The sequence below is a fragment of the Devosia psychrophila genome, assembly GCF_000971275.1.
In the GTDB taxonomy this organism is placed as follows: Bacteria; Pseudomonadota; Alphaproteobacteria; order Rhizobiales; family Devosiaceae; genus Devosia; species Devosia psychrophila.
This window is the reverse complement of record NZ_LAPV01000238.1, coordinates 12,488-38,273: the sequence shown is the minus strand read 5'-3', so window position 1 is coordinate 38,273 and position 25,786 is coordinate 12,488. Positions and strand designations below refer to the sequence as shown.

33 protein-coding genes and 1 other RNA gene are annotated in these 25,786 nt (G+C 61.7%); 14 read left to right on the top strand and 20 right to left on the bottom strand.

Annotated elements, in window-relative coordinates:
- Positions 1-7 precede the first annotated feature (7 nt).
- The 10 genes from WH91_RS21890 to ruvC all read right to left on the bottom strand — a co-directional run bounded on the left by WH91_RS21890 (position 8) and on the right by ruvC (position 5,987).
- Complete coding sequence (locus tag WH91_RS21890; RefSeq protein WP_046173128.1) at positions 8-448, bottom strand: ExbD/TolR family protein; 441 nt, start codon at positions 446-448, stop codon at positions 8-10.
- Position 449: 1 nt separating this feature from the next.
- Complete coding sequence (tolQ, locus tag WH91_RS21885) at positions 450-1,151, bottom strand: protein TolQ (RefSeq protein ID WP_046173155.1); 702 nt, start codon at positions 1,149-1,151, stop codon at positions 450-452.
- Between the two features lie 264 nt (positions 1,152-1,415).
- On the bottom strand, positions 1,416-1,811 hold the full coding sequence (ybgC, locus tag WH91_RS21880) for a tol-pal system-associated acyl-CoA thioesterase (protein ID WP_046173127.1): 396 nt from the start codon (positions 1,809-1,811) through the stop codon (positions 1,416-1,418).
- Positions 1,808-2,614 carry a metallophosphoesterase gene (locus WH91_RS21875; protein ID WP_052953048.1) on the bottom strand — a complete coding sequence of 269 codons (807 nt, stop codon included), beginning with the start codon at positions 2,612-2,614 and terminating at the stop codon, positions 1,808-1,810. The genes ybgC and WH91_RS21875 overlap by 4 nt, the downstream gene beginning before the upstream one ends.
- Entirely contained in the window at positions 2,611-3,123 is a 513-nt protein-coding gene (locus tag WH91_RS21870) for an NUDIX hydrolase (RefSeq protein WP_052953047.1), read from the bottom strand. The genes WH91_RS21875 and WH91_RS21870 overlap by 4 nt, the downstream gene beginning before the upstream one ends.
- A complete protein-coding gene (gene ruvB / locus WH91_RS21865; RefSeq protein ID WP_244542403.1) occupies positions 3,116-4,102 on the bottom strand; it encodes a Holliday junction branch migration DNA helicase RuvB in 987 nt (328 codons plus the stop codon). The genes WH91_RS21870 and ruvB overlap by 8 nt, the downstream gene beginning before the upstream one ends.
- Before the next feature lie 50 nt (positions 4,103-4,152).
- Positions 4,153-4,566: a type II toxin-antitoxin system VapC family toxin gene (locus WH91_RS21860; RefSeq protein ID WP_158409623.1), complete on the bottom strand. Its 414-nt coding sequence runs from the start codon at positions 4,564-4,566 to the stop codon at positions 4,153-4,155.
- Entirely contained in the window at positions 4,541-4,804 is a 264-nt protein-coding gene (locus WH91_RS21855; RefSeq protein WP_046173124.1) for an AbrB/MazE/SpoVT family DNA-binding domain-containing protein, read from the bottom strand. Before WH91_RS21855 ends, WH91_RS21860 begins: the two co-directional genes overlap by 26 nt.
- 62 nt (positions 4,805-4,866) lie before the next feature.
- Positions 4,867-5,484: a Holliday junction branch migration protein RuvA gene (ruvA, locus tag WH91_RS21850; protein ID WP_046173123.1), complete on the bottom strand. Its 618-nt coding sequence runs from the start codon at positions 5,482-5,484 to the stop codon at positions 4,867-4,869.
- Positions 5,481-5,987, bottom strand: a complete 507-nt coding sequence (ruvC, locus tag WH91_RS21845) for a crossover junction endodeoxyribonuclease RuvC (protein ID WP_046173122.1) — start codon at positions 5,985-5,987, stop codon at positions 5,481-5,483. Before ruvC ends, ruvA begins: the two co-directional genes overlap by 4 nt.
- A gap of 474 nt (positions 5,988-6,461) precedes the next feature.
- Between ruvC and WH91_RS21840 the strand changes: the two genes are divergently transcribed.
- A complete protein-coding gene (locus WH91_RS21840; protein WP_158409622.1) occupies positions 6,462-7,235 on the top strand; it encodes a GGDEF domain-containing protein in 774 nt (257 codons plus the stop codon).
- A gap of 49 nt (positions 7,236-7,284) precedes the next feature.
- On the opposite strand, the gene WH91_RS21835 is transcribed toward WH91_RS21840, so the two are convergent.
- The gene (locus WH91_RS21835) at positions 7,285-8,031 is read right to left on the bottom strand and encodes a YebC/PmpR family DNA-binding transcriptional regulator (protein ID WP_046173121.1); all 747 of its coding nucleotides are present in this window, start codon (positions 8,029-8,031) and stop codon (positions 7,285-7,287) included.
- Between the two features lie 128 nt (positions 8,032-8,159).
- Between WH91_RS21835 and WH91_RS21830 the strand changes: the two genes are divergently transcribed.
- Positions 8,160-8,468, top strand: a complete 309-nt coding sequence (locus WH91_RS21830; protein WP_074797586.1) for a DUF1272 domain-containing protein — start codon at positions 8,160-8,162, stop codon at positions 8,466-8,468.
- Here the strand turns inward: WH91_RS21830 and WH91_RS21825 are convergent.
- From WH91_RS21825 to WH91_RS21795, 7 genes are all read right to left on the bottom strand, one after another.
- The gene (locus WH91_RS21825) at positions 8,465-9,283 is read right to left on the bottom strand and encodes a TIGR00282 family metallophosphoesterase (protein ID WP_046173119.1); all 819 of its coding nucleotides are present in this window, start codon (positions 9,281-9,283) and stop codon (positions 8,465-8,467) included. The genes WH91_RS21830 and WH91_RS21825 overlap by 4 nt on opposite strands.
- The gene (locus WH91_RS21820) at positions 9,280-9,867 is read right to left on the bottom strand and encodes a 5-formyltetrahydrofolate cyclo-ligase (protein WP_046173118.1); all 588 of its coding nucleotides are present in this window, start codon (positions 9,865-9,867) and stop codon (positions 9,280-9,282) included. Before WH91_RS21820 ends, WH91_RS21825 begins: the two co-directional genes overlap by 4 nt.
- A 23-nt stretch (positions 9,868-9,890) precedes the next feature.
- Positions 9,891-10,048, bottom strand: a non-coding RNA gene (gene ssrS / locus WH91_RS23930) — 6S RNA.
- A 326-nt stretch (positions 10,049-10,374) separates the two neighbouring features.
- The gene (locus WH91_RS21810) at positions 10,375-10,638 is read right to left on the bottom strand and encodes a type II toxin-antitoxin system ParD family antitoxin (protein WP_046173116.1); all 264 of its coding nucleotides are present in this window, start codon (positions 10,636-10,638) and stop codon (positions 10,375-10,377) included.
- 62 nt (positions 10,639-10,700) lie between these two features.
- The gene (locus WH91_RS21805; protein WP_046173115.1) at positions 10,701-11,384 is read right to left on the bottom strand and encodes a dihydrofolate reductase family protein; all 684 of its coding nucleotides are present in this window, start codon (positions 11,382-11,384) and stop codon (positions 10,701-10,703) included.
- Between the two features lie 138 nt (positions 11,385-11,522).
- Positions 11,523-11,900 (bottom strand): cell division protein ZapA, encoded by a 378-nt coding sequence (locus WH91_RS21800; protein WP_046173114.1) that lies wholly within the window; start codon positions 11,898-11,900, stop codon positions 11,523-11,525.
- Between the two features lie 4 nt (positions 11,901-11,904).
- On the bottom strand, positions 11,905-12,192 hold the full coding sequence (locus WH91_RS21795) for a DUF4164 family protein (RefSeq protein WP_046173113.1): 288 nt from the start codon (positions 12,190-12,192) through the stop codon (positions 11,905-11,907).
- A 230-nt stretch (positions 12,193-12,422) separates the two neighbouring features.
- On the opposite strand from WH91_RS21795, the gene tkt reads away from it, so the two are divergent.
- From tkt to WH91_RS21740, 11 genes are all read left to right on the top strand, one after another.
- Complete coding sequence (gene tkt / locus WH91_RS21790; protein ID WP_046173112.1) at positions 12,423-14,396, top strand: transketolase; 1,974 nt, start codon at positions 12,423-12,425, stop codon at positions 14,394-14,396.
- Positions 14,397-14,448: 52 nt separating this feature from the next.
- Complete coding sequence (gene gap / locus WH91_RS21785; RefSeq protein WP_046173111.1) at positions 14,449-15,456, top strand: type I glyceraldehyde-3-phosphate dehydrogenase; 1,008 nt, start codon at positions 14,449-14,451, stop codon at positions 15,454-15,456.
- A gap of 154 nt (positions 15,457-15,610) precedes the next feature.
- Positions 15,611-16,141: a putative glycolipid-binding domain-containing protein gene (locus tag WH91_RS21780; RefSeq protein WP_052953046.1), complete on the top strand. Its 531-nt coding sequence runs from the start codon at positions 15,611-15,613 to the stop codon at positions 16,139-16,141.
- 65 nt (positions 16,142-16,206) lie between these two features.
- Positions 16,207-16,497 carry a hypothetical protein gene (locus WH91_RS21775; protein ID WP_046173110.1) on the top strand — a complete coding sequence of 97 codons (291 nt, stop codon included), beginning with the start codon at positions 16,207-16,209 and terminating at the stop codon, positions 16,495-16,497.
- Positions 16,498-16,577: 80 nt separating this feature from the next.
- Complete coding sequence (locus WH91_RS21770) at positions 16,578-17,780, top strand: phosphoglycerate kinase (protein ID WP_046173109.1); 1,203 nt, start codon at positions 16,578-16,580, stop codon at positions 17,778-17,780.
- A gap of 75 nt (positions 17,781-17,855) precedes the next feature.
- The gene (locus WH91_RS21765; RefSeq protein WP_046173108.1) at positions 17,856-19,430 is read left to right on the top strand and encodes a hypothetical protein; all 1,575 of its coding nucleotides are present in this window, start codon (positions 17,856-17,858) and stop codon (positions 19,428-19,430) included.
- Between the two features lie 93 nt (positions 19,431-19,523).
- A complete protein-coding gene (locus WH91_RS21760) occupies positions 19,524-20,552 on the top strand; it encodes a class I fructose-bisphosphate aldolase (RefSeq protein WP_046173107.1) in 1,029 nt (342 codons plus the stop codon).
- Between the two features lie 157 nt (positions 20,553-20,709).
- Positions 20,710-21,309 (top strand): thiamine phosphate synthase, encoded by a 600-nt coding sequence (locus WH91_RS21755; RefSeq protein WP_052953045.1) that lies wholly within the window; start codon positions 20,710-20,712, stop codon positions 21,307-21,309.
- Positions 21,306-22,394 (top strand): tetratricopeptide repeat protein, encoded by a 1,089-nt coding sequence (locus WH91_RS21750; RefSeq protein ID WP_052953044.1) that lies wholly within the window; start codon positions 21,306-21,308, stop codon positions 22,392-22,394. The genes WH91_RS21755 and WH91_RS21750 overlap by 4 nt, the downstream gene beginning before the upstream one ends.
- Before the next feature lie 114 nt (positions 22,395-22,508).
- The gene (gene efp / locus WH91_RS21745) at positions 22,509-23,075 is read left to right on the top strand and encodes an elongation factor P (protein ID WP_046173106.1); all 567 of its coding nucleotides are present in this window, start codon (positions 22,509-22,511) and stop codon (positions 23,073-23,075) included.
- A gap of 3 nt (positions 23,076-23,078) precedes the next feature.
- Positions 23,079-23,873 (top strand): inositol monophosphatase family protein, encoded by a 795-nt coding sequence (locus WH91_RS21740; RefSeq protein WP_046173105.1) that lies wholly within the window; start codon positions 23,079-23,081, stop codon positions 23,871-23,873.
- Between the two features lie 16 nt (positions 23,874-23,889).
- On the opposite strand, the gene WH91_RS26000 is transcribed toward WH91_RS21740, so the two are convergent.
- Positions 23,890-24,213 carry a hypothetical protein gene (locus WH91_RS26000; RefSeq protein WP_342028119.1) on the bottom strand — a complete coding sequence of 108 codons (324 nt, stop codon included), beginning with the start codon at positions 24,211-24,213 and terminating at the stop codon, positions 23,890-23,892.
- Between the two features lies 1 nt (position 24,214).
- Positions 24,215-24,625, bottom strand: coding sequence for a DUF1868 domain-containing protein (locus tag WH91_RS25995; protein ID WP_342028118.1), 411 nt, complete (start codon positions 24,623-24,625; stop codon positions 24,215-24,217).
- Positions 24,626-24,798: 173 nt separating this feature from the next.
- Here WH91_RS25995 and WH91_RS21730 point away from each other — a divergent pair, with 173 nt between their 5' ends.
- A complete protein-coding gene (locus WH91_RS21730; protein ID WP_046173104.1) occupies positions 24,799-25,785 on the top strand; it encodes a hypothetical protein in 987 nt (328 codons plus the stop codon).
- Position 25,786: the final 1 nt, after the last annotated feature.

The following is a 25,786-nucleotide window of genomic DNA, read 5'->3' as shown; positions in this document are numbered from 1 at the left end:
GTTTGGACTACTGTTCCGGCTGCGTTATGAGGCCGATCTTGGTATAGCCTCCGGCCGACAGCAGCCCCATGACGCGCATCACCGCACCGTAATTGGCGCTGGTATCGCCGCGCAGGAAAATGCGGTCTTCGGCACCATTGACGCCGCGTGCGGTCAATTCAGCAGTTAGTTGGGCCTCGGTCACCGGGTCTTCATCAATAAAGATCGCGCCGTCAGGCGTGACACCAACGGTGATAGGATCAGCCTGGTTGGGCAACGCCGCAGCTGCCGAGCTTGGCAGATCGAGCGGTATGCCGGCCGTCATCATCGGCGCGGCGACCATGAAAATGATCAGCAGCACCAGCATCACGTCCACCATCGGCGTGATGTTGATTTCGCTCATCACCGCTTTCTTGCGGCCACGGCGGCGACGTCCGCCGCCGCCGCCCGATGCGACACCCATGCCCATATCAGTGGCTCCGGGCTTCGAGCTGGCGGCTCAAGATGGTCGAAAACTCGTCGGCAAAGCCTTCGAGACGCCCGGTTAGCTTGCCAGCATCGGCGCTCAGCTTGTTATAGGCGATAACCGCCGGAATAGCGGCCACAAGGCCAATAGCCGTAGCAAACAGCGCCTCGGCGATTGGGCCGGCCACCACCGCAAGGCTGGTATTGGACGAGGCGGCAATGGCGGTAAAGGCGTTCATGATGCCCCACACCGTACCAAACAACCCGATGAACGGACCCGCTGAGCCGACGGTGGCCAGGAAGCCCAGTCGCTTTTCAAGCTGTTCGCTTTCGCGCGAAATCGCCACATCCAGCACCTTGTCGAGGCGTTGCTGCATGCCGGCAAAGCTGGAGGCGTTCTGCTCGTGGCTGCGCTTCCATTCCTTCATGGCGGCGACGAACACGGCGCCGAGGCCACCCGACGGTTTTTCCGCCTGCTGCTGATACAGCTCTTCCAGCGACTGACCGGACCAGAAGGTGCGCTCGAACTTGTTCATCTCGCTGGTGGCCCGGCGATAGGTGATGGACTTGTCGATGATGATGGCCCAGCACCAGATCGAGGCGCCCAACAGGCCCAGCATGACCGTCTTGACGATCCAGTCGGCGGCCCAGAACAGGCCCCAGATGGACAAGTCGGCATGAGGGGCGGCTGCCACCGCAGCATCCATGGCTTCCATGTAATGATCCTTTTCGGCCCGGTTCCTGTACCCGACCCCAAGATCAGGCGATGGGGTCGAAATCTGTCAAAATTAAGAGAAATGCCCGGCTTACCGGCCCATTGAGGACTGACTGACAGACACGTGTTCGCTTTGCCGCAATTATGGTCAAGGAGAGGTTAACAAAGAGAGTCGGCGGCGAGAGGCGAGTGAGAACCAGCCATGCGTCGCAGGGACTATTTCACACGCACTGGCGTTGGGCGGACAGCACCGTGGTCAATCCAGCTTGAACCGATCCACGATAGTCTTGGGCATCCGCGCAGGCCCGCCGCTGGTCTTGATCGCTACCACGATAACCGTTGCACGCGTCAGCACGGCTTCGCCACGCAGTATGGTCTGATCCAGCGTCAGCCGGGCGCCACTTATCGCTGCAACGACCGTCCTGACAGTCAGCAGATCGTCGATATGCGCCGCTCTGTCGTAAGCAATTTCCATTGAGCGTACGGCGAAGGCAATGCCCTGTTCGGCCAGCTCGGAATGATGGATGCCCTCTTCGCGCAGGAATTCGGTACGGCCACGCTCGAAGAATTTCAGATAGGCCGCGTGATAGACGTTCCCCGAAAAATCGGTGTCCTCGTAATAGATACGGATAGGGAAATGGTGCCCGGTCATGCCCGGCCTCCAAGCTCGAGCAAAACGATCTCGGGTTTCGTGGCAAACCGGATCGGCAGGCCGGAATACCCCAGGCCCGCGCTGACCAGCAGGTGACGGCCATCCTCGACGATGTGGCCGTAGACATAGCGGCTGCGGAATTTTGACGGCACCACAGGCGTCCGGCCGAATAGTTTGATCTGCCCACCATGAGTATGGCCAGACAGCGTCAGCGCCACCCGCGCCGGCACGTCCGGAAAGATATCGGGTTCATGCGCCATCAACAGGATCGGCTCATCGTTGGTCACCTGCCCAAGCGTCGCGGCAATATCCTCAAGGCCCAGATCGGGCTCGTCATAGGACTGACCATGGTGGAAAGCCCGCTGCGAACCGAGGCCCGCCAGCCAGAAACCCCGGCCTTCAAAAGTTATCCGCACGGCGCTGTTGATATAGACGGCAACGCCCGCGTCGCGCAGTGCACGTTCGGCCGGAACAGCCCCCCGGCTCACATCAGCGCGAGAATAATTGTCATAATCGTGATTGCCGAGCACGGCATGGACCCCCAGCGGCGCGGAAAGGGTGGCAAGGGCGCCGGCCCATTCAGCCGGTGCCAGTTCGCGGCTGAAGCGCGGCCCGCTGGCGTAGTCGCCGAGCAGCAGCACGATATCGGGCTGCAGCGCATTGGCCCGGGCGCAGATGGCGCGGATGGCCGCCGCGTCCATGAACGGGTGGCAGGCGTGGAAATCGCTGAGCACGACGACGCGCAAAACCATATCGCCGGGCCATCCCGGCAGCTCTGGCGCGTAGCGCGTGAAAGCGATCATGGATTGCGGCCCAAGCGATCCTCACGGAAGATCACATGGGCCGAAATACCGGAAAGCGTCCGCAAGCGATCGGGGAGCCAGGGCGGCAGCAGACGCGCCTTGGTCAACGCCGATCCTTCGACCGGCAGCCAGGAGAACTGCAACAGGTGCCCCTCATCCTCGCGCACGAGAAATGGCTGGGTGCCGCCGGGTCGCACATTTTCCGGCAGTTCGATGGCGTAAATGAACCCCATCTCGTGAAAGCGGTCACCTGCGCGGCCATAAAAGCTTTCCGAAGTGAAAAGCAGCGGCCCGACCGCCACATCCATCACCAGTTCTTCGGCCATTTCGCGGACCAGCGCCACATCGCTGGGCTCGCCCATCTCGACGCGTCCGCCCGGCAGCATGCAATAATCGTCGTCGTCCTCGCGGCAGACCAGCAAATTCCCGTCGCGAATAGCCGCGCCGGCAACGCGATAGTTGAAGCGGGTGCCACCAACGGGAAAGCTCAGGATGATGCGCTCAGTCACTCTCGGGCTCCTCGAACAGGCTGGCCTGCAAGCCAACAAACCCCTGCGGCACGACGCGGCCCAGATGCTGGAAGGCTCCGCCGGTCAGCATGCGCCCGCGCGGCGTCCTTTGGATAAAGCCCTGCTGGATAAGATACGGCTCGACGATTTCCTCGATGGCGTCGCGTGGCTCGCTCAGCGCTGCGGCAATAGTTTCGATGCCCACCGGTCCGCCATTGTAGAAATCGGCAATCGTGGTGAGATAGCGCCGATCCAGTTGATCGAGCCCGCGCGCATCGACATCGAGCCGTAGCAGGGCTTTATCGGCGATGGCGCGAGTGATCTCGCCTGCGTTTTCCACCAGCGCAAAATCGGTGACCCGGCGCAATAGCCGTCCCGCAATACGCGGCGTGCCGCGTGAACGACGAGCAATCTCCATTGCCCCATCGGGTGCCATCGGCATGCCCAGCAGCCGCGCGCCGCGCTGCACGATCAGCACCAGCTCTTCAGGAGTATAGAAATTGAGCCGCACCGGAATGCCGAAACGATCGCGCAATGGCGTGGTTAGCAGGCCCGCGCGCGTGGTGGCACCAACCAGCGTGAACCGCGCCAGGTCGATCCGCACCGAACGCGCGGCCGGGCCTTCGCCGATGATCAGGTCGAGCTGGAAATCCTCCATCGCAGGATAGAGCACTTCTTCGATCGCCGGATTGAGTCGATGAATTTCGTCGATGAACAGCACGTCGCGGTCTTCGAGATTGGTCAGCAGCGCGGCCAGATCGCCCGCCTTGGCGATCACCGGGCCGGATGTTGCCCGAAAGCCGACCCCCAGCTCGCGCGAAATGATCTGCGCCAAGGTGGTCTTGCCCAAACCCGGCGGGCCGACGAACAGCACGTGGTCGAGCGCCGCGCCACGCTGCTTGGCGGCCTTGATGAAGACTTCAAGATTGGCGCGCGCTGCAGCCTGCCCGACGAATTCTGAGAACCCGGAAGGCCGCATCGAAACATCAAGCGGCTCATTGCGTCCGGCAACGGGGGATGTCAGGTCAGTCACGCGAAACTCTCCGCCGCGGTCATGTAGCTCAGCTTCTGCGCTTCACGGTCAAAAGTTACGGTCGTTGTGCAGCCAGCACGGGCGTTCATAACCCCGATCAGTGCATCTGCTAAGTCGCAGCCAGCAAGTTGTGCATCGCTTAAACACTCTTCGACCGTTTCTCCTTGTTCCACGAAAAAATCGCTGCTTCGAAGCAGCCCGCGACAGGCTTCAAAAACATCTTTTGACGGCCAGCGCTTCACCTTCGTCAGAACCCAGACAAGTTCAACAAGGACTACCAGGGACACGCGAATGGGCTGGTTCTGCGGGGTAGTGATGATCCGAAGAGCGTGTTCCGCTTGCGTTTCATCGTCCCGCGTCAGAAAGCGGACGAGCACATTGGTATCAACCCCCAGCACGAATGCGCTCATCATCAGCAGCTAATGTCGCGGCAAAAGCGTCTGCTTCTTCTTCCGCCGTCAACTTGCGGTCATCGGCCCGGTGCAGGATTCCATACAAAGCACCTGCCCGTATATTGCGCGGTCGCAGCACGTATCGATCGCCTTCCTTTAAAATGTCGATTTTGTCGCCCGGCTTAAGACCGAGCTCATCTCGGATATCCTTCGGCAAGGTCATCTGGCCCTTGCTAGTCAACGTCGCTGTCGACATTTCAAATCCTCTTTCCTTACCCGATGAACATAGTAAGGAAGAGCAGAAAAACAAGGAGTTCTTTACTGACTCAACTCACGCAGTCCCAACCGGATCAGTTTCTCCGTCGGCACGCCGTCACCTTCCCGCGCGACGATGCGGGCCAGGGCAGACGAAGCCTGGACGCTGGAATAGCCGAGATTGGTGAGAGCGGAGACGGCGTCGGTAATAGCGGTTGGGGCGAGGCCGTCGCCCAATGCCGCTTGTAGGCCTAACGCGCCAGCGTCGATGCCCGGGCCAGCCGGCACCTTGCCCTTGAGTTCGGTAACGAGGCGAACCGCCAGCTTGGGTCCGACGCCGTTGGCGCGACCGAGCATCGCCTTGTCTTGCAGCGCAATGGCGCTCGAAAGTTCGGCTGGCGACAGCACCGACAGGATCGACAGTGCCACACGCGCCCCGACGCCCTGCACGGTCGACAGCAGGTTGAACCAACCCTTTTCGCCCTCGTTGGAAAAGCCGTACAGCCGGATCATGTCCTCGCGAACGATGGTCTCGATGAATACGACCGCTGACTCTCCGACGCGCGGCAAGGCCTGCAGCGTACGACTGGAGCAAAACGCCTCGTAGCAGACGCCACCGCAGTCGATCAGCACGAAATCGTCGCCGAAGCTGTCCACCAGCCCCCTGAGTTTGCCGATCATGCCAAGGCTTTCAAACGTTGACTAGCGACTCGGTGGTGGGCGTGGCAAATGGCGATAGCCAGCGCATCGGCCGCATCTGGACCCTTGAAATCGGCTGCCGGCATCAATGTCTTGACCATCAAGGCGACCTGTCCCTTATCTGCGTGGCCGGTTCCGACCAAGGATTTCTTGACCAGATTGGCCGCGTATTCCGCCACCGGCAAGCCACGTGCCGCCGGGGTTAGCAACGCGACACCGCGCGCCTGCCCCAGGATCAGCGCTGAGCGCACGCCGGCATTGACGAAAGTTTCCTCCACCGCCGCCTCATGCGGCGCAAAGCGATCGAGCACTTCGCCGAGCCCTGCGAACAGGATCGCCAGCCGTTCAGCCAGCGAGCCGTCGGTTGACGGTGTCACGGTCCCGGACGCCACGAATGTCAGCCGACTGCCCTGGGTCTCGATAACGCCCCAGCCGCAGCGACGCAGGCCTGGATCGATGCCAATGATTCTCGTTGCAGCATTCATGGGATCATCCTTACCGAATCGCGGCCACACTACCAAGTCCGATGTGAACAAACAGGCAACAACGACCTAGGATAAACGCCTGTCGATAAATTTTTAGCCGCTCCGGAAACACCTTCTTCAGGCCCTGACCCCTACGTTGAGCGCCGGGAATGCAGGGGCGATCATGACATCTAAATGCCGGGAATCTGGGTTTGCCGCTGCTGGTTCCTGCGTCGGCGAAAGGCCTGCATGGCCACCGCTATCTCGTTCGTATCGATCAATAAACCATAGTTTGGCGCGACCCGCTCGCCGACCGCAACTGCACCACGCCCCTACGGGTTTATCCATGGTCTGCAGCGCCGCGGGCCGGAAAAGTCGCGTCGTGCCAGCAGCATGGTTGCGACTGACAGGACCAGCCACGCGGCATGTTCGATCCGAACCGCGCGTTTCCTGCACTTGGGATACGCAAGACATGCCACGCGTGAGAACCGCCCGATGATGCCGTCCAAGACGATGACCGCCCTGCAAAGCTGGTCCAGCGTTGGTCGCTGGACAGTGTTCGGGACCTTGGCCTGTGTCCTCGTGTCAGTGGCGTTCAATGCGGTGTTCTTTGGCGATCTTGGAGGCCAGCCTCTGCGACGTTCCCTGATTAGCGCCACTGTGCTGCCTATTCTGCTGGGCGTGCCCTTCTTTGTGTATACCGGCCTGCGGGTGCGTGGCCTGACCATCACCAACCTGCGCCTCGGCCTCGTGGCTCGCACCGACAGCCTGACCGCCTGCCTCAACCGCGGCGCTTTTACCGCCAGGGTGACGACCCAACTGGCTCGTCGCCCGCGCGGTGCCCTGCTCATGATCGACGCCGACAATTTCAAGTCGATCAACGACGTCTATGGCCATGATGCCGGCGACGAGGCGCTGACCATCATTGCCCGCGCTATTCGAACCATCCTGCGGGCCGGCGATCTGGTCGGTCGCATGGGCGGCGAGGAATTCGGTGTTTATCTACCCGAGGTGGATCAGAAATCCGCCGAAGCCATAGCCGAACGCATCCGCCGTTCGGTCAACCTTGCTGGCTTCTCGCCCGATGGTGTGCTGCGTCCCCTGGCTGTGAGCATTGGCGGCGTCGCCTTCGATAGTCCCGCCAGCTTTTCCGAACTGTTCCGCATTGCCGACCAGCGCCTCTATGGCGCCAAGCAAAACGGCCGCAATCGCGTCACCGTCGTGCATCGCGACGATCACCCCAACCTGGCGTTGAAACGCAGCGCATAAAAAAAGGCGGTGCCGCAGCACCGCCCTGATCAATTCGGTTCGCTTGACCTCAGGCGTCGAGCTTGGCCGCGTCTTCGTCGCTCATCTCGAAGTTCGTATAAACGTTCTGCACGTCATCATCTTCTTCGAGCGTCGCGATCAGCTTCATCAGCGAAGCGCCCTTCTCGGCGTCGATCGGCGTATTGGTCTGCGGCCGCCAAATTGCCTTGACCGATTCGGCTTCGCCCAGCACCTTTTCTAGCGCCGCTGCGACCTCAACCATCGCCTCGAAGCTGGTGGTTATGTAGTGACCTTCTTCGTCGCTCTCAACGTCGTCGGCACCAGCTTCGATCGCTGCTTCCATCACCTTGTCTTCGGTGCCGGCCTTGGCCGGATAGGTAATCTCGCCGACCTTGTCGAACATGAAGCCGACCGAGTTGGTTTCGCCCATGGCGCCACCGCTCTTGGAGAAATGCGACCGCACGTTGGACGCAGTGCGATTGCGATTGTCGGTCAGCGTCTCGACGATGATGGCGACGCCGCCCGGGCCGTAGCCTTCGTAACGGATTTCGTCATAATTCTCGCCGTCAGAGCCCATGGCCTTCTTGATAGCGCGCTCGATATTGTCGCGCGGCATCGAAAGTGCACGGGCGTTGGTCACCGCGAGGCGCAGCCGCGAGTTGAATGCCGGATCGGGCATCCCGAGCTTGGCAGCGACGGTAATTTCGCGCGCCAGCTTGGAGAAAACCTTGGAACGCACCGCGTCGGACTTACCCTTGCGGTGCATGATGTTTTTGGCATGTGAATGGCCGGCCATTGGTCACTCCCCCTGATCTAAGAACGCTGCTTTGGTGGCGCGTTATAGGCAAGCCCGCGGCAATTGTGAAGCGGGACTGGTGAGCCAGTCGTCACCATGCCACAACGGCGTCATTATCGGAGGCTGCCGTGCTCGAACTCAGACCCAATTGCGAATGCTGTGACATGGACTTGGGCCCGGCCGCCACCAATACCCGCATCTGTAGCTATGAATGCACCTTCTGCGCCGATTGCGTGGACAATGTGCTGCACAATGTCTGCCCCAATTGCGGCGGCGGCTTCGTGCCGCGCCCGGTTCGTCCCGTTGGTGAATATCGCCCAGGCGACAGCCTGGCCATCAGCCCGGCCAGCACCAGGCGGCGCCACCTCCGCTTCACCCTCGACGAGGTCGCAGCCTTTAGCGCCACGCTATGCAATACGCTGCCGGAAAACCGCTAGTCGAAAATCGGCTCGGCCTGGGCCAGCGAACCACCGATGCGCAGCGGCAGCACCCTGACCGCGAGCCCCGTGCGCGGATCTGTTTCGACCGCAACGCCGCATAGCGTCGCTTCGCCTTCGGCCGGGGTGAAGCGGCCAATGGGGATGCCGGTAAGAAAGCGGTTCAACGGCTCGTCGCTTTCGGTGCCAATAATCGATTCGAAATCGCCGCACATGCCAGCATCCGCCATCAAGGCCGTGCCGCCGCGCAGCACGCGATGATCGGCGGTCGGTATATGGGTATGGGTACCGACGACGAGGCTCACCTTGCCATCGAGAAAAACGCCCATGGCCTGGATTTCAGACGTCGCCTCGGTATGAAAATCCACGATGATGGCATCGGCCTGCTCGCCCAGCGGACAGGCCGCCACCGCCGCCTCGACCGCACGGAACGGATCGTCGATCGGCGGCATGAACACGCGGCCCTGCGCGTTGATCACCAGCACGCGATGGCCATTGCGGCCCTCGACGAACATGGCGCCGCGCCCCGGCGTGCCGGGTGCCATGTTGATGGGGCGGATCAGCGTGGTTTCGCGCTCGATATAGCTCAGGGCCTCGCGCTGGTCGAAAGCATGGTCGCCCAGCGTCACGATATCGGCGCCGGCATTGCGAATGGCGTTGAAATGGGCCTCCGTCAGGCCCTTGCCATGGCTGGCATTCTCGCCGTTGACCACGACGAAATCGAACTTGTAGCGCTCGATGATGCCCGGCAGGCGCTCGTTGATCGCGTCACGGCCGGAGCGGCCCATGACGTCGCCCAGAAACAGAAACCTCATGCAGCAGCGCCGAAATGCACGATACCGGCTTCGGTGACCACGGCGTCGAGCGGCACGTCATGAGCGTCACGCGGAAGCCGCTCAAATTCCTGCGCCGAATAGGCAAGCCCGATCAATTTTGGTCTTTTCTTCATGCTGGCAAGGGTCCGGTCATAATAGCCGCCGCCATAACCCAGCCGTGTCCCGCGATTGTCAAAGGCTAATAGTGGCATCAGGACAATGTCGGGCTCGGCCCTGGGCGCAAGATCGGAGGGAGCAAGCGTGCCGAAGCCCGCCTCATAAAGAGAAGCACCCTGCTCCCAGACGCGCAGATCGAGCGGCTCATCGGGACCGAGTACCACCGGCAGCACGACGGTCTGGTTGCTGTCCATCAGCTTGATCAGGATCGGCTGGCAATCCAGCTCGTCGCGGATCCGCCAGTAGGCAGCAACGACGTCTGACTTTTGCAGCGCGATTGACTCGAAGAAATGGCGGGCTGCGGCCTCTGCCGCCTCGGCGCGTTCGCCGCAATCGAGCGCTGCGCGAGCTGCGCGGGCCGTGACGCGCAATGTCGCCTTGGCCGCCTCGATCGTCTCGTCAACCATGCGCGCCGCTTGCCTGCTCAAAAATTAGGGCCACCCTGGCCGTGGGATATGCGATCCCGGGAACCTACTTTACGTAGGTGGGCGCCGTATGTCTGAACCCACGGGTCCAGTCAGGGACAGCTCCCTAGAGATCGTTAAGGCCCCGGGGATATTGTTATCCTCACGCGCCGGGCAGCCAGCAATATATAGGCGCTTTGATCGGCTCTGCAAAGGGGCTCTCAAAACAGTTCGAACCAGTTTTGTAACCCGTGCAAAACCCGCAGCACCACGAGGTCCTCGTTGTCGACGATGTAGAGAATATTATGGCCCCATAGGGCATCAGGCGTACCACCTGCTGGGACGCTTGGCGTTCGGCAGCAAGATAGCGCATGGCCGCCAGAGTATCGAGCATCGCCACCAATTCTTGCTCATAGATTTCCGATTGCGCAAATCCGAATTGCCGCGCCCCTTCCGCCGCTACGTGATCAGGGTCCAAAATCGCCGTAGAGGTAAGAAGCCGTGCCAACGTCAGGCGCGCTTTTTTTGCTCGACGGCTTCTTTTGCCTTGAGACGCATGCGAGCCAGCAATTCATCCCGGCTCATTTCCACGATGCCGCTGGCCAATGCCTCATCCACCATCTGCTGCAGCTTTTCGCGCGCCTCCGCCCGTTTCTGGTCCTTGCGTACCAGGTCGCGCACATAGTCGCTGCTGTTGCCATAGCGCCCCGTCTGCACCTGGTCTTCCACCCACTGCTTCATCGCATCGGGCAGCGAAATATTCATCGTGGCCATGGCGGATCCCCTTGGGCGCCAATCTAGCCTCATTGGCAAACTTTGCCAATGAGGCCGAAATATCACCTGTGCTGCACCATATAGCGCAGGTGGATGACATCGCCATCGAGCCGATCCATCCCTTGCAGCACCAGAGCCGCGGCCGGAAGTCCCTCCTTGCGATCGAACACGCTCGGTCCTGCGATGCCGTCGGCCACCGGGCAGATCAGCAGGCTGATTTCATCGACCAGTCCCGCAGCCAGGAAACTGCCATTGATGCCGCCGCCACCCTCGAGCAGCAGGCGCTCGATGCCGAATTCGGCATTCAACACCTCCAGCGCCTGCGCCAGGTCGACATCGTCCCTGCCGGCAAAAATGTAGGAAATACCATCGCGGTGCAGCTCCGCCAGATGGTCATCGCTGACCGCCTCGGTCAGCACGACGACGATAGGGTCGTCATTGGCCCGGCTGATGTTGAGATGCAGCTTGCCGCTTCGATCCACAGCCACGGCAAACGGCCCGTGCTCGCTACCCGGCGCACGCCAGGTCTGGCGTGGCAGCGGTTCAGGCGCCGTCGCGAGCACAGGCTCGCCCTTGCCGAATTCGGCCATGGTCACCCGGCCAACGATCCAGGCATCGCCCTTTAGTTCGCGATGGATACGTTCATAGGTGTCATCGAGAACGTTGGCAGCGCTCTCCGGCCAGTTGCTGGACAGGATACGCCCGTCAATGCTGCTGGCCATATGCAGGATTACATGCGGCTTCATTGCAAATCTCCAATTGCTGTTCGTGCAGGAACTACCGGCGCGATCTCTTAGTTGCCGGGCAGGCCAAACAACTTCCGTCCGATCGGTACGGGATGGATCGGCATAAAGCCGCGTTGCGCCAGATCGAGAGTGCGGCGGTTAGCCTTGCGGCATCGGTGCGGCTTCGTCCAAGGCGTTGGCAACGCCTTCCAGCGCCTTGGCGGCGTCGCGGAGCTTGGCGGCGAATTTTTCTTCCAACGTTTCGATCTCGGCCGCCACTTCCTGGCCAGCTCTGGTCAGCACGACAATCTCGGTCTGCAACTCTTTGATGCGGCGTTCGGCTTCGGCCAATTCGTCCACCACGGCAATCCCGGCCATCACCGTCAGTCTTGTGTCGCCGATTTCGCCGACGGCGCCCTTGAGGTTCTCGACCTGCGCGTTGAAGCGCTCGGCCAGGCCGATCAGATGCTTCTGCTGGCCTTCTTCGCAGGCCATACGATACTTGCGGCCATTGATCTCGACATTGACTTCGGGCACTGCGCTACTCCGCCTTGGCCAGGACGGAACGGACGGTTTCCATCGCCTCGACAAGCCGGCGCGATACGTCATGCGCGCTGTCGTCGAGCCGCTTGGCGCGCGCCGCGGTCTTGTCCAGCTCGGTTGCCAGCCGCGAGCGCTCATGCACCAGCCGCTGGGTGTCGACCTCGATGCGATTGTGCTGGCGCAGGCGCGTGCCCAAATTCTTCGCGCTCTGGTCAAGCCGCAGCAGGGCACGATCAAATCGCGCGTTGGCCGCGCCCAGTCCGTCCTGAAGTTCCGTCTCACTCATAGCTACTACGGTCCTCAATCTGCGGCGATTCCGCCTTTCTCAGGGTGCCCCACAGCCACGCAGTTTGCAACCGGCCGTCCAACCGCCAACCGGGCCACTGTCCGGCCGCGAAGCGGGGGCACCGTCATTGACACGTTAGGCGAACCTGTTATGCCTCGAACCCGCCTTTGGGAGGAGGCTTGTGGCGCCTCTTCTCCCCAGATTTCAGCCCTGATGAAAGCGCGAAACCAATGACGAACACCGCCCAGCAGAACGATTTGGCCAATGCGATCCGCTCCCTCTCCATGGACGCAGTCGAAAAAGCCAACTCCGGTCATCCCGGTCTGCCCATGGGCTGCGCCGATATTGCGACGGTGCTGTTCACCAAGGTGATGAAGTTCGATCCCGCAGACAGCAAATGGGCTGACCGCGACCGTTTCATTCTGTCGGCCGGCCATGGCTCGATGCTGCTTTACTCCTCGCTTTATCTGCTGGGCTATGAGGACATGACCATCGAGCAGGTCAAGAATTTCCGCCAGCTCGGCTCCAAGACCGCCGGCCATCCCGAATATCACTTCGCCCAGGGCATCGAGACCACCACCGGCCCGCTCGGCCAGGGCCTTGGCAATTCGGTCGGCTTTGCCGTCGCTGAAGCCAAGCTCGCCGCCGAGTTCGGCGCTGACATCGTCGATCACCACACCTGGGTGCTGGCCGGTGACGGCTGCCTGATGGAAGGCATCTCCCAGGAAGCCATTGCGCTGGCCGGCCACCTCAAGCTCAACAAGCTGACTGTGATCTGGGACAATAACTCGATCACCATCGACGGCGCCGTGTCCAACTCGGACTCGACCGACCAGATTGCCCGCTTCCACGCGGTGCAGTGGAACACTATCGAGATCGACGGCCACGATCAGGACGCCATCGAAAAGGCACTGCTCGACGCCAAGAAGTCCGACAAGCCGACGCTCATCGCTGCCAAGACCACCATCGGTTTCGGCGCTCCCAAGAAGGCCGGTACCGAGAAGGTGCACGGCGCCCCGCTCGGCGCCGAAGAACTGGCCGGCGCCAAGGCAGCACTCGGCATCACCTATCCCGCCTTTGAAATCCCCTCGGAAATCCTCGCCACCTGGCGTGCCGCCGGCACCCGCAGCCAGAACATTCGTGGCGAATGGCAGTCGCGTCTGGCCGCTCATGCCGACAAGGCCGAGTTCGAGCGCCGCATGAAGGGCGACCTTCCTGCCGCTTTTGCGCCCGCCATGGACGCCTTCAAAAAGAAGCTGATCGAGGACAAGCCCAAGGTCGCGACCCGCAAGTCCAGCCAGATGGCATTGGACATCATCAATGCGGTTTTGCCCGAAACTCAGGGCGGCTCGGCCGACCTGACGCATTCGAACCTGACCAACACCAAGGAAATGATACCGTTCCAGGCCGATAATCATGCTGGCCGCTACATGATGTACGGCATCCGCGAGCACGAAATGGCTTCGGCCATGAACGGCATCGCGCTGCACGGCGGCCTGATCCCTTATAGCGGCACCTTCATGGTTTTCACCGACTATGCCCGCCCAGCCATCCGCCTCGCTGCCTTGATGGAGCTGCGCTCGATCTACGTCATGACCCATGACTCGATCGGCCTCGGCGAAGACGGCCCGACCCACCAGCCCGTGGAACACCTGACTGCCCTGCGCGCCATTCCAAACCTTCTGGTGTTCCGCCCGGCCGATGCCGTCGAAACCCTCGAATGCTGGCAACTGGCGCTTGAATCGACGTCGGCACCATCGATCCTGGCTCTCTCGCGCCAGAACCTGCCGACGGTGCGCACCGAATATACCGCCGAGAACAAGTCGGCCAAGGGCGCCTACATCCTGTCCGGCGATCGTGACTCCGATGCCGTGATCTTCGCCACCGGCTCGGAAGTCGCCATCGCGCTCGAAGCCCAGACGATGCTGGACGAATTGCACATCAAGTCGCGTGTGGTGTCAGTGCCATCGATGGAACTGTTCGCCCAGCAGAGCCAGGAATATCAGGACGAGATCATCGGCAAGGGCCACGCCCGTGTCGCCATCGAAGCCGGCATCAAGATGAGCTGGGATCATATCTTGGGCCGCAAGGGCCGTTTCGTCGGCATGCACTCGTTTGGCGCCTCCGGTCCGATCGACGCGCTCTATGAACACTTTGGTATTACGGCCAAGGCCGTTGTTGAAGCCGTCACCGCACAGCTGTAAGAGGGCGCTGCCCTCCCTTTCCTAACTCCCTCCCTCCCTAGGAGCGTCTACTATGGCAATCCGCGTCGCCATCAACGGCTTTGGCCGCATCGGCCGCAACGTCCTGCGCGCCATCATCGAATCCGGTCGCACCGATATCGAAGTCGTGGCTATCAACGATCTCGGCCCGGTCGAGACCAATGCCCACCTGTTCCGCTTCGACAGCGTGCACGGCCGCTTCGCCGGCACCGTGACTGTCGATGGCGACACCATCGATGTGGGCCGCGGCCCGATCAAGGTGACCGCCGTACGCGATCCGGCCGAGCTGCCGCATGCCGCCATGAACATCGACATCGCGCTCGAATGCACCGGCATTTTCACCAGCAAGGAAAAGGCCTCGGCCCATCTCAAGGCTGGTGCCAAGAAGGTGCTGATCTCGGCTCCCGGCGATGGCGCCGACCTGACGGTCGTCTATGGCATCAACCATGCCCTGCTGAACAAGGACCACGTCGTGGTCTCCAACGCCTCGTGCACCACCAACTGCCTGGCCCCGCTGGCCTATGTGCTGCACAAGGAATTCGGCATCGAGAAAGGAATGATGACCACCATCCATTCCTACACCGGTGACCAGCCGACGCTCGACACTATGCACAAGGATCTCTATCGCGGCCGCGCTGCAGCCCTGAGCCAGATCCCGACCTCGACCGGCGCTGCCAAGGCCATTGGCCTCGTGCTGCCCGAGCTCAAGGGCAAGCTGGACGGCATCTCGATCCGCGTCCCGACCCCCAACGTTTCCTGCGTCGATTTCAAGTTCATCGCCAAGCGCGACGTAACCGCCGACGAGATCAACCTGGCCGTCCGCAAATACGCCGATGGAGAACTCAAGGGCATCCTGGGCTACACCACCCAGCCAAACGTCTCGATCGACTTCAACCACGACGCCCACTCCTCCACCATGGCTCTCGATCAGACCAAGGTACTCGGCGGCAATTTCGTCTCGGTCCTGGCCTGGTACGACAACGAATGGGGCTTCTCCAACCGCATGGCCGACACCGCCGTCGCCCTGGGCAAGACGCTCTAGTTCACCGACTTTGAAGACTGCCGAATAAGCAGTCGACACCCTCCCACTCGCGTGGAGGGTCAGGGAGGGGGACGTTTGGCCCGGATACCGGGCCAACCGCACCCCCTCCTAGCCTCCCCCGTAAAGGAGGAGGTGCCACCCGGTGGATGTGGGCATGTCATTGAACAAATCAATCTGCTGGCGTGGCCTCGACCCCATCACCCTCGAACATTGCCACGTCGTATCGACCGACCGCGACACCCGCATCCGCGGCACCATAATCACCCCCGATTACGGCCTGTTCTACCGCATCAAGCTGGACGACACCGAGCGCGTCCGCACGGTAAAGCTCGAACGCACCGATGGCATGGTGCTTGAGCTGTTTTGCGATGGTGCGGGCAATTGGTCGGACGACCGGGCAGACCCTCTTTCCGCGCTCGAGGGCTGCATGGACATCGACATCTGGCCCACCCCGCTGACCAATTCCCTGCCGCTCTGGCGCTGCCAGTGGGCTATCGGTGAGCCGCAGCGTTTTGCGGTGGCCTGGATCGACGCCGACAAAATGACCGTCAAGCGCAGCGAACAGCTCTATACCAAGCTCGACGCCATCCATTTCCGCTTCCAGTCCGCCGATTTCGAACGCGTGCTGGAGGTCGATGGCGACAATCTGGTGGTAAGCTACCCAGGTTTGTTCGAGCGCAGCTGAGCTGTCACCTGTGAGTCACCAAATCAGTCTAGCTTCAGACGTGTTCATGCCGTCGGAAACCAATCATGTTCCACATCATGCGCCGTATCTTCGCGGGACTGCCAGTGGCGTCCGTCCTGATCGGCTTTGCCGGTCAACCCGCAGTGCTGGTCATTCCGCCCGCACTTACCGCCGCCTACGTCCTGCTGCGCGACCGGGTAATACGCCGCCGGGTCGGCCTCGCGGCCTGGCCCAGCGATGGCTTCGCATGCCACGTCCTCGTTGACGACATGGCGCGGCTGCTGTGTCTCACCATGCTCGGCCTGCCGCTGTTCTTTGCCGGCTATGCCCTGCGTGCCTTGCTGCCCGCAGCCTAGCCCACCAGCTTTTGTCGCTTCCCCCCTCTGCGTGGCTCTGCTACGCCACGGGCCAAGATTTTTGCCTTGGGAGCCCCGCCATGTCCGCAACCTTCAAGACCCTCGACGAGCTCGACCTCAACAACAAGCGCGTGCTGCTGCGGGCCGATCTCAACGTACCGGTCGCCGATGGCAAGGTCAGTGACGCCACCCGCATCGAGCGGCTGGTCCCGACCATCCGCGAGATCGTCAAGCACGACGGCAAGGCCATCCTGCTCAGCCATTTCGGCCGTCCCAAGGGCAAGGTCGATCCCGAGTTTTCGCTCGAACAGGTCTGCGAAGCTGTCGCCAATGAAACCGGTCACCCGGTCGGCTTCGTCTTCACCGACTGGAACGACGTTTCCGACGCCCAGAAGGCCATCGACTCGGCGCCCGCCGGCTCGGTGCTGATCCTCGAAAATACCCGCTTCCATCCCGGCGAAGAGGCCAACGATATCGATCTGGCCAAGCGCATGGCCAGCCTTGGCGACGTTTATGTCAACGACGCTTTCTCGGCCGCCCATCGCGCCCATGCCTCGACAGACGCCCTGGCGCGACTATTGCCGGCGGCTGCCGGCCTTGCCATGCAGGCTGAACTCGAAGCGCTCGAAGCCGGCCTCGGCAAACCCAAGAAGCCGGTCGTCGCCATCGTCGGCGGCGCTAAGGTTTCCTCCAAGATCGACCTGCTGGAAAACCTTGTGGCCAAGGTCGATGGGCTGGTCATCGGTGGCGGCATGGCCAATACTTTCCTCCACGCCCAAGGTTATGCCGTTGGTAAGTCGCTCTGCGAAAAGGACCTGGCCGAAACCGCGCTGCGCATCATGGACAAGGCCGACAAATCCGGCTGCGCCATCATCCTGCCGATCGACGCAGTCGTCGCATGGCACTTCAAGGCTAATACCCCCACCCGCCTCTATGGCGTCGATGCCATCGACAACGACGGCATGATCCTCGATATTGGCCCCTCCTCGATCGAGCGTATCCTGGGCGCCATCGACGACGCCCACACCGTGGTCTGGAACGGCCCGATGGGCGCCTTCGAGATGAACCCCTTTGACGCCGCAACGGTAGCGATCGCCAAGCATGTCGCCAAGCGCACCCACGACGGCAAGCTTGTCTCGGTAGCCGGCGGCGGCGACACCGTCGCAGCTCTCGCCCATGCCGGCGTCAAAGACGCTTTCACCTACGTCTCCACCGCCGGCGGCGCCTTCCTCGAATGGATGGAAGGCAAGCCCCTGCCCGGCGTCGAGGCACTGAAGAAGTAGCCGCAGCGCGGTTCAGGCTGCAGTAACATTGCTTTGCTAGAATTGCCGCACACGCATCGCAGTTCGAGGTTGCCAATGGACACTGTTGCCCAGACCCAAGATGCGCAGGGGGCCTCCCTCAGTTCCTGGCGGCAATACTGGCCCGAGCTGGTCGCCGCTCTGGTCTGGCTCGTCGCCTTTGCCCTGCTGAACGGCATGCCGGTCTGGCACGACGTAACCTGGCAACTCTGGGTTGCGCGGCATCTCAACGCCGGTGTGCCGCTCTACGACTACATCATGGAGACCAATCCGCCGCTCTGGTTCTGGATGGCGCAACCGTTGGATCTGCTGTCGGCGGCCACTGGGTTGCAGCCGGAACAGGTTCTGGTATCGGCCATTTTCCTGCTGATCGGGATAAGTCTGGCACTATCGGCAGCACTGGCCTCGCGCTGGAGCCAACGGGAACGCGCCCTCACCTATGCCGGCATCCTGGTTGCGACCATCCTCATCTGCATCGGCGACTTCGCCCAACGCGAACCGCTGGTTCTGATTGGCACAATTCCCTATGCCCTGATTATCGCCCGCCGTGTGGAAGGCGAGGTAACACCGTGGCCGCTGACGCTGGCTATCGCCTTGCTGGCAACGCCCTTGCTGGCCCTCAAGCACTACTTCGTGCTGATCCCCATCCTGCTCGAAGCCTGGTTGATCTGGGAGCGGCGGCGCAAGTGGCGGCCGCTGCGGATCGAGACCGTCGTCCTGATCGCCGGTGCCCTCGGCTACGCTTTGGCAATACTGGTATTTACCCCGCACTACCTGACCAGAATGGTGCCAGCGCTGTCGATCGCTTTTGGCGGCCTGCGTGCGCCGCTCCGGGCAATCCTGATCAACCAGATGAACCTGATGTTGATCACCAGCGCTTTCTATTTCTGGCATTTCCGCCGTGAACTGAGGCCGCAGGCCAAGGCCATGCTGCTGCTCGCATCGGCCTTTGCGCTGTCATACTACATGCAGTTCCGAGGCTGGGGCTATCACGCCAGCCCCGTCGTCGCCTGCCTGTTGCTGGCTATTCTCATGCACCTCGCATTTCGCCCCGCAATTCCGCGTCTGCGCTGGTCGGAGTATCTGTTTGCGACCTTGATGATCGTCTTGGCCACCCTGCCCCAGGTGTTGGGAGGTCCATACCGCAACGACTTCACTGCCGCTGCCGAAAGGCTGTTGCAGCGAACGCAACCCGGTCAAAACTTCGCGATGCTAACCACAAGAGCCGTTCGCCCTTGGCCGGCTGTGGAAGACAAACGGCTGAACTGGTCCCTTCGCTACTTCCAATACTGGATGCTGCCCAGCGTCGCTAATCTCGAAGCAGCCGGCATTCCAATCGATTCCGAATTCGAAGCCTATCTATCCACTGTGCGTCTCGAAACGGTCCAAGACTTCAAATGCAACCCGCCCGACACGCTGATCATCGACTACGAGGGCATCGAGCCAACCGTCGGCTTTGACCAGGCCCGGTTCGACATCCTTGGCTTCTTTGAAAAAGAACCGCAATTCGCAGCCCTGATGGAGTCGTATGAATTGATCGAACAATTGGGGCCATTCGCCATCTATGAGCCGGCTAGCGAACTGCCGCCACCGACCGGGACCTGCCACACGCTCGTGCCACGGAGGGACTAGTTCCTTCAGTCTTTCGTCGTATAACCACAGGTCTAATCGCGGTGGAAAAAACGAAAGTCTAATCTCGCGCGAATTCCATTGCGAGGTTGGCCGATGACGAAGTCGCTGAATGCTGTTGCCCAGAAACTGATGGAGCCCGGCAAGGGCATTCTGGCCGCCGACGAGTCCGAAGGCACCATCGCCAAGCGCTTTGCCAAGATCAACCTGCCCAATTCGCTCGACCTGCGTCGCGACTATCGCGAGATGCTGTTCCGTTCGACCGATGCGATGATCAACTGTATCTCGGGCGTCATCCTTACCGAAGAGACGCTGGAACAGTCTGCGGCAGACGGAACCGCTTTCCGCTCGATCCTGGCTGACGCCGATGTCATCCCCGGCATCAAGGTTGACCGCGGCGCGTTCCCCATGCCGGGCGACAATGGCGAAAAAATCACCGAGGGTCTCGATGGCCTGCGCCAGCGGCTAGAGCGCTATGCGGCACTTGGCGCCGGTTTCGCCAAGTGGCGCGCCGTCATCACCATCAATGACGTGGCGCCCACCCGTAACAATATCCGCGCCAATGCCCATGCTCTGGCTCGCTATGCCATTCTCTGCCAGGAAGCCGGCATCGTCCCCGTGGTCGAGCCCGAAGTCGTCGGCGACGGCGATCCGGGCAATCACTCGATGGAGCGTTGCGCGCAGGTCACCGGCGACGTGCTGGAAAACACCTTCAAGGAATTGCGCCTTGCCGGTGTCGATCTGGCAGGCATGCTGCTGAAACCAAACATGATCATGCCCGGCATCAATTCGCGCGACCGCCCCACCTTCGAGGAGGTTGCCAAGCGCACCGTTGCCGTATTGCGCGAGCATGTTCCGGCCGCCGTACCCGGCATTGCCTTCCTGTCCGGTGGGCAGACCGACGAGGAAGCTACCGCGCACCTCTCGGCCATGAACCTGATTGGCGGCAAGCCCTGGCCGATGACCTTCTCCTATGGCCGCGCCTTGCAGAACGTTGCCCTGCGCACCTGGGCTGGCCGACGCGAGAACTTCCCGCAGGCGCAGGCCGCCTTCAGCCATCGTGCCCACATGAACTCGCTGGCCGCTCTTGGCACCTGGACCGGCGAAGTCGATCGCGCCGCCTGATCTGCCGACGCCGAACGTTCTTCCGATGCGCATCCTCCTCGCGAGGGTGCGCATTTTCTTTGCGCCGGTCCCACCCATCGCTTATTGGAAAAGGCCACCTCTTTGTCGCCAAAATGCGCAGACAGAAGGGGCATGTTGCTTTGAGTACCCGGACGCCATGGCCCCCCAGCTTTATTTGATCACTCCCGCCACTGCCGACCCGGAGGGCTTTCCCGACACCTTGATGTCCGTGCTGAGCGAGGCCGAGTTTTCGGCCCTGCTGGTCAGCCGTGGCTCGATGGATGCCGCAACCTATGCCGAGCTGGCAACCAAGATCGTCAATATCGGCCAGGGCGCCGGCTGCGCCGTGTTGCTCGAAGACGATGTGGCCCTGGTCAAGAAGATCGGCGCAGATGGCGTCCATATCACCACGGGACCCGAAGACCTCGCCGACGCCGTTGCAGCGCTTAAGCCCTCGATGATCGTTGGTGCTGGCAATATCGCTTCCCGGCACGACGCTATGACGGCGGGCGAAATGGATGTCGACTATGTGTTTTTCGGTCCCCTTGACGGCTCCGATGACACCCAGGCGACCGATCTCGCCCAGTGGTGGTCGGAGACCTTTGAAGTCCCCGGCGTGTTGAGCCTGCCTGATGCCGCCCCCCGCAGCGATGCCAGGGGTTCCGAATTTCTCGCTCTCTCGACCAGCATCTGGTCGGCCGCATCGCCTGCCGCCGCCATGCGCGAAATCGTCGCCGCGCTGGAGGAAACCGCATGATGCGGCGCCTGCTGCTTGCGGCCCTCATCGCCACGGCGCCTCTCGTTGCGACAGCGCAGGACACCGCGCCCGAGGCACCTGCCAATCCGGCCGATACGATCTCGGATCAGATTTTCGGGCCGCGCGTGCCGACGGATTACGCTTTTGGCGCTTTCCAGCGCGGCTATTTCCTGACCGCGCTAGAGCTGGCTTTGCCGCGCGCCGAGCAGGGCGATGCGGCTGCACAAACGCTGATCGCCGAGCTTTATGCAAAGGGTCTGGGCGTGGCGCAGAACGACCAGCGAGCCGCCGGCTGGTATCAACTGGCAGCAGATAATGGTGATCGCCTCGCCCTGTTCGAACTGGCGCTGTTTTACCAGGACGGCATCGGCGTGCCGCGCAATCGGGCCCGCGCCGCCGACCTGTTCCGCCAGTCAGCCGAGGCTGGCTATATTCCGGCCAAGTACAACATGGCCCTGCTGCATGTCGAAGGCACCTATGCCTCGCCCAGCCTTGTCACCGCTGCCGGGCTGATGAAGGAGGCGGCCGATGCCGAGCTTCCGGAGGCGCAATATGACTATGGCAGCATGCTCATCGAAGGCGCCGGCATGGCACCGGATGCAAAGGAGGGCGCGCGCTATCTCGCGCTGGCCGCCGAGCAGAACCTGATCGCCGCCCAGATCGACTATGCCACCATGCTCTATCTCGGTCAGGGGGTGGAAAAGAACGCCACCGAAGCGGCACGCTGGTATGGCATAGCTGCCGAGTCCGGCAATGCCGTGGCCCAGAACCGTTATGCCAAGCTGCTCGCTGTCGGCGAAGGCATAGCCATCAACCTTGAAGAAGCCGCCATGTGGCGGGCACTGTCGCGTCGCCAGGGACTCTCCGATCCGTCGCTCGACCGCCTGCTGGTCTCTATTCCCGAGGGCGAACTGGCGAGCGCCGAGGAGCGCGCCCGCTTCTGGCCATCGACGCCGCCGCGAATCGAAACCGTGCTGGAAATCCCCAGCACCACGACCCCGCCGGCCGACGGAGCACTCCTGCCTGCACCGACAGACGCGAGCGAAGCCCCGGCGTCCGCGCCTGCCCAACCGCAAGACCCTTGAACCCAAGGGCGTTCTGGGGCAATAAGCCCGCCACGCCCATAAAGCCCCATCAACCTTCGGCCAGCCGCATCCGGCGCGCGTGGCCTTAGCAGATAATTTGCGCAAAGAGCACTCATGGCCAAGATCAACGGCAACGAAATCCGCCCCGGCAATGTCGTCAATCATCAGGACCGCCTCTGGGTCGCGGTCAAGGTCGACCACGTCAAGCCCGGCAAGGGCGGCGCCTATGCCCAGGTCGAGCTCAAGGCCATCCTCGGCGGCACCAAGCTCAACGAACGTTTCCGCTCGGCAGAAACCGTCGAAATCGTCTCGCTCGAATTCCGCGATTTCACCTTTCTCTATGAGCAGGGCGATAGCCTGGTGTTCATGAACCAGGAAAACTACGAGCAAGTCGAACTGCCCAAGGACTTCGTTGGCGAGCGCGCCGCGTTCCTGCAGGACGGCATGAAGATCACCCTCGAAATGCACGAAGACACCCCGCTGGGCATCAAGTTCCCGGCCAACGTCATCCTCGAAGTCATGGAAGTCGATCCGGTGCAGAAGGGCCAGAGCGTTTCCAGCCAGTTCAAGCCGGCGATCATGTCCAATGGCCTCAAGGTCATGGTGCCGCCCTTTATCGCTGTCGGCGAGCGCATCGTGGTCGATACCACCGAAGCCACCTACATGCGCCGGGCTGACTGACCCATGGCACGCTCAGCAATCCTCAATGTCATGGTCTCCGCCGCCATCAAGGCCGGCAAGTCGCTGACCAAGGACTTCAACGAGGTCGAAAACCTGCAGGTCTCCCGCAAGGGACCAGCCGATTTCGTCTCGAAGGCCGATCTTCGCGCCGAGCAGATCGTCTATGACGAACTGCTCAAGGCCCGCCCGACCTATGCCTTCCTGATGGAAGAGGGCGGCGAGGTGAAGGGCACCGACGGACAGCACCGCTGGCTGGTCGATCCGCTCGATGGCACCACCAATTTCCTGCACTCGATCCCGCTGTTTGCTGTGGCGATTGCCCTTGAGCGCGCCAATGAAATTGTCGCCTCGGTGATCTACAATCCGATCCTCGACGAACTCTACACCGCCGAAAAGGGCGGCGGCGCCTGGCTCAATGATCGCAAGCGCCTGCGTGTCGCCGGTCGTCGCTCGCTGGCCGACGCCGTGATCTGCACCGGCATCAAGACCCAGGGCACAGCCAACGACAGCCTGCAGTTGCGCCAGCTGGCCCATATCAATCCCGCCGTTGCCGGCATCCGCCGCTCGGGCTCGATTTCCATGGATATGGCATGGCTGGCAAGTGGCCGCTATGACGCCATCTGGGAAGCCGGCCTATCCCCTTGGGACGTTGCCCCGGGCCTGTTGATGGTCAAGGAAGCCGGCGGCGTGGTCACCGACTTTGCCGGCACCGTCGGCTCGATCTGGAACGGCCAGATCATCGCCGGCAACGAACAGATCCAGGCCGCCATGTTCAAGGAACTCAAGGGCATCCAGTAGGCCCGGCCGGCGGCAATCAGTCGCCGCCAAAGACCATCCGCTCTTCGAACCAGTTCATGTCGGCAAAGCTGCAGAACGCCGGCGCTCGCAATTCCGGCACCGGGACCGCAGCGCGAATCTCGGCAGCGACGTCGTTGAGCATCGCCGTCCAGGCCGGGATCGCCGCGTCTTCGAGCCAGTCGATCATATAGGCCATGGTGATGTGGAATTCGTAGCTGTCGTGGTCTGGATGGCGGTAGCCGAACGCGTCGGCGAAACGGTTGCGCCACTCGCCCATCTCATGCCGATCGGCCGCCGTTGCTCCGGCGACAATGAGCCCGGTCGGCAAGGCTTCGATCAATTCAACTGCAAACGGCGCAGCCGGCTTGAACCCGGACAGCCTCTTGAGATCCGGACAGCCTCTTGAGATAATGCGCGGTCATCGCCTCGATCGGCGCATCCGGCGCCATGTCGCTCGGCCAATAAGGCAGCTTGCGGCGCCCCTCGATGATGCCCTGGAACAGCGTCATGTGATAACTATTCACCGGCGTGAAGGCGAGCTTGCCCGCATCCGGCATGGCCTGGTATCGCGCCCGCGCACTGGCCAAAGCCCGCTCGGTGGCCGAGCCGGATACCAGGTGGCACACAACGGTATTGCCGGGCTCCGGCAGGAAATTACCCGCCGCGTCATAACGCGTGCCCAGATGCCATGGCAGCGTATTTTTGTGGCTAAGGCCGTAATGGGCTGCAAGCTTGGCGGGATCGACGGACATGGCAGGCCTCCGGTAGGTTAGATGCGACTGCCCTTACTGCCTTCGCGCGAAAGTTCCGTGACGGGCGCCCCATCACACCTGCTCTAGTCATTAACCTTTCCGATTGCCCCGCCCGCTCGCGCTGACTAGTCTGGCATTTGGTGATTTGCGCGTAAGGGGCAAGGTTCAGGCAGATGACGCAAGGCTACGATCCCTACCACCTCGCCAGTCCGACTGTTTACCTCATCAAGATTGTGATTTTTCTGGTTCTGGTCGCCCTCGTCGGCGCGATCCTGGCCGGTCAGATCGTCACTTTCTTCTGGGCAAACCCCTTCATTAATTCGCTGATCTTCTTCTCGCTGGCAGTTGGTATTTTTCTGAGCTTCCGCCAAGTCATTCGCCTGTTCCCCGAGGTCAAGTGGGTCAACTCGCTGCAGGACGGCACCACCACAAACGTGCGCCCGCCCATCCTGCTGGCGCCGGTTGCCGGCATCCTGCGCGAACGCATCGGCGAGGCAGTCATTACCCCATCCTCGATGCGCTCTATCCTCGACTCGGTGGGCAACCGCCTCGACGAGGCCAAGGATACCTCGCGCTACCTGACTGGCCTGCTGGTCTTCCTCGGCCTGATGGGTACCTTTTACGGCCTGCTCGAAACCGTTAGTTCGGTGGCTGGCGTCATCAATGCGCTCGACGTCAGCGCGGGTGACTCGGCCTCCCAGTTCGCCACCCTGCGTGAAGGCCTTGCGGCGCCACTGGGCGGCATGGGCACGGCTTTCTCGTCCTCGCTGTTCGGCCTTGCCGGCTCACTTGTGCTGGGCTTTCTCGATCTCCAGACCAGCCAGGCGCAGAACGCCTTCTATACCGACCTAGAGGACTGGATGACCTCGATGACCGAGCTGGATCATCCGGTCAGCGCCATGCAGGCCAATGCCGGCGGCCCGGAAATGCAGGCCATGTTCGACAAGCTGGGCGACAGCATGCAGAACCAGAATTCTTCCCAGAATGCCATTCGAGCCATGGCCGAACTGGCGCGCGGCATCGACGGGCTGGTCAAGCATATCCGCGTCGAGCAGGACGACCTGCGCAAGCATATCAACGAGCAGGGCGAGACCAACAAGAAGCTGCGCGAACTGATCGACGCCGTGCTGACGCAGGCCGATACTGAGCGGCGGAACTGAG

What these genes read in the sequence shown, in the direction of transcription:
- WH91_RS21890 (WP_046173128.1), bottom strand. Translation starts at nt 448, where the DNA reads ATGGGCATGGGTGTCGCATCGGGCGGCGGCGGCGGACGTCGCCGCCGT.
- tolQ (WP_046173155.1), bottom strand. Translation starts at nt 1,151, where the DNA reads ATGGATGCTGCGGTGGCAGCCGCCCCTCATGCCGACTTGTCCATCTGG.
- ybgC (WP_046173127.1), bottom strand. Translation starts at nt 1,811, where the DNA reads ATGACCGGGCACCATTTCCCTATCCGTATCTATTACGAGGACACCGAT.
- WH91_RS21875 (WP_052953048.1), bottom strand. Translation starts at nt 2,614, where the DNA reads ATGATCGCTTTCACGCGCTACGCGCCAGAGCTGCCGGGATGGCCCGGC.
- ruvB (WP_244542403.1), bottom strand. Translation starts at nt 4,102, where the DNA reads ATGCGGCCTTCCGGGTTCTCAGAATTCGTCGGGCAGGCTGCAGCGCGC.
- WH91_RS21860 (WP_158409623.1), bottom strand. Translation starts at nt 4,566, where the DNA reads ATGAGCGCATTCGTGCTGGGGGTTGATACCAATGTGCTCGTCCGCTTT.
- WH91_RS21855 (WP_046173124.1), bottom strand. Translation starts at nt 4,804, where the DNA reads ATGTCGACAGCGACGTTGACTAGCAAGGGCCAGATGACCTTGCCGAAG.
- ruvA (WP_046173123.1), bottom strand. Translation starts at nt 5,484, where the DNA reads ATGATCGGCAAACTCAGGGGGCTGGTGGACAGCTTCGGCGACGATTTC.
- ruvC (WP_046173122.1), bottom strand. Translation starts at nt 5,987, where the DNA reads ATGAATGCTGCAACGAGAATCATTGGCATCGATCCAGGCCTGCGTCGC.
- WH91_RS21840 (WP_158409622.1), top strand. Translation starts at nt 6,462, where the DNA reads ATGATGCCGTCCAAGACGATGACCGCCCTGCAAAGCTGGTCCAGCGTT.
- WH91_RS21835 (WP_046173121.1), bottom strand. Translation starts at nt 8,031, where the DNA reads ATGGCCGGCCATTCACATGCCAAAAACATCATGCACCGCAAGGGTAAG.
- WH91_RS21825 (WP_046173119.1), bottom strand. Translation starts at nt 9,283, where the DNA reads ATGAGGTTTCTGTTTCTGGGCGACGTCATGGGCCGCTCCGGCCGTGAC.
- WH91_RS21820 (WP_046173118.1), bottom strand. Translation starts at nt 9,867, where the DNA reads ATGGTTGACGAGACGATCGAGGCGGCCAAGGCGACATTGCGCGTCACG.
- WH91_RS21810 (WP_046173116.1), bottom strand. Translation starts at nt 10,638, where the DNA reads ATGGCCACGATGAATATTTCGCTGCCCGATGCGATGAAGCAGTGGGTG.
- WH91_RS21805 (WP_046173115.1), bottom strand. Translation starts at nt 11,384, where the DNA reads ATGAAGCCGCATGTAATCCTGCATATGGCCAGCAGCATTGACGGGCGT.
- WH91_RS21795 (WP_046173113.1), bottom strand. Translation starts at nt 12,192, where the DNA reads ATGAGTGAGACGGAACTTCAGGACGGACTGGGCGCGGCCAACGCGCGA.
- tkt (WP_046173112.1), top strand. Translation starts at nt 12,423, where the DNA reads ATGACGAACACCGCCCAGCAGAACGATTTGGCCAATGCGATCCGCTCC.
- gap (WP_046173111.1), top strand. Translation starts at nt 14,449, where the DNA reads ATGGCAATCCGCGTCGCCATCAACGGCTTTGGCCGCATCGGCCGCAAC.
- WH91_RS21780 (WP_052953046.1), top strand. Translation starts at nt 15,611, where the DNA reads ATGTCATTGAACAAATCAATCTGCTGGCGTGGCCTCGACCCCATCACC.
- WH91_RS21775 (WP_046173110.1), top strand. Translation starts at nt 16,207, where the DNA reads ATGTTCCACATCATGCGCCGTATCTTCGCGGGACTGCCAGTGGCGTCC.
- WH91_RS21770 (WP_046173109.1), top strand. Translation starts at nt 16,578, where the DNA reads ATGTCCGCAACCTTCAAGACCCTCGACGAGCTCGACCTCAACAACAAG.
- WH91_RS21765 (WP_046173108.1), top strand. Translation starts at nt 17,856, where the DNA reads ATGGACACTGTTGCCCAGACCCAAGATGCGCAGGGGGCCTCCCTCAGT.
- WH91_RS21760 (WP_046173107.1), top strand. Translation starts at nt 19,524, where the DNA reads ATGACGAAGTCGCTGAATGCTGTTGCCCAGAAACTGATGGAGCCCGGC.
- WH91_RS21755 (WP_052953045.1), top strand. Translation starts at nt 20,710, where the DNA reads ATGGCCCCCCAGCTTTATTTGATCACTCCCGCCACTGCCGACCCGGAG.
- WH91_RS21750 (WP_052953044.1), top strand. Translation starts at nt 21,306, where the DNA reads ATGATGCGGCGCCTGCTGCTTGCGGCCCTCATCGCCACGGCGCCTCTC.
- efp (WP_046173106.1), top strand. Translation starts at nt 22,509, where the DNA reads ATGGCCAAGATCAACGGCAACGAAATCCGCCCCGGCAATGTCGTCAAT.
- WH91_RS21740 (WP_046173105.1), top strand. Translation starts at nt 23,079, where the DNA reads ATGGCACGCTCAGCAATCCTCAATGTCATGGTCTCCGCCGCCATCAAG.
- WH91_RS25995 (WP_342028118.1), bottom strand. Translation starts at nt 24,625, where the DNA reads ATGTCCGTCGATCCCGCCAAGCTTGCAGCCCATTACGGCCTTAGCCAC.
- WH91_RS21730 (WP_046173104.1), top strand. Translation starts at nt 24,799, where the DNA reads ATGACGCAAGGCTACGATCCCTACCACCTCGCCAGTCCGACTGTTTAC.